We start from the raw sequence: 626 nt of genomic DNA on the forward strand, positions 1-626 counted from the left end.
TTCATATTCGTAACATTTAAAGCGTTAATTTTCTGCAAAAGTACGGAAATTATTGATTGGTTGTATCGGTTGCTTGGGGTTTTCTTTGCAGTTTAGACTTTTGCTAAATAAATGAAGAGTGGCTTTAGGGGCGAAAAACTTTTGGGCATAGATAGGCAGGGCGCTTGGGGCTTCGTAACTTTGCATCAAATTCAATAGTGGATGTAACGAATAATCTATTTTATTATGCCAGAATCAAAAACTTACGTATTCGAGGAGAACGGAATCAGTCAGGGCGGTGGTTTCAGTAGCATCCTCGCTATGCTCCCAGTACTTATGTAAAGACAGAGTGTAGATCCAAGTTTGTTTGCTCTCTGTAACGGTAAGAGCAATGTTGGGACAATGATTTGTTTGCCCTCTTTCTTCTCTTCATCTTCATGGGTAGAGGCAACTTCTTCGGTGGTGCCAATGGCAGCGGCTTCATGTCTAACGGACAGGGAGGTGTTGCTCCTATAATCAAAAATGATGCTAACACTACTGTTATCATGCAGGCAGTTCAGAGCAATGGTTACGATGTTCTGTTATTTGCTACAGCTCTCAACACTACTACCGGTAACGTTATCGCTGCAATCAATGGTGTAATCAAG

General features: G+C 41.4%; 1 pseudogene. It reads left to right on the plus strand.

From position 1 onward, the window contains the following. Positions 1–386: 386 nt before the first annotated feature. Positions 387–626, plus strand: a pseudogene (locus ACQRBJ_RS16140) (hypothetical protein); the annotation flags it as partial.

This window comes from Prevotella sp. SGI.167, assembly GCF_050313615.1.
Lineage (GTDB): Bacteria > Bacteroidota > Bacteroidia > Bacteroidales > Bacteroidaceae > Prevotella.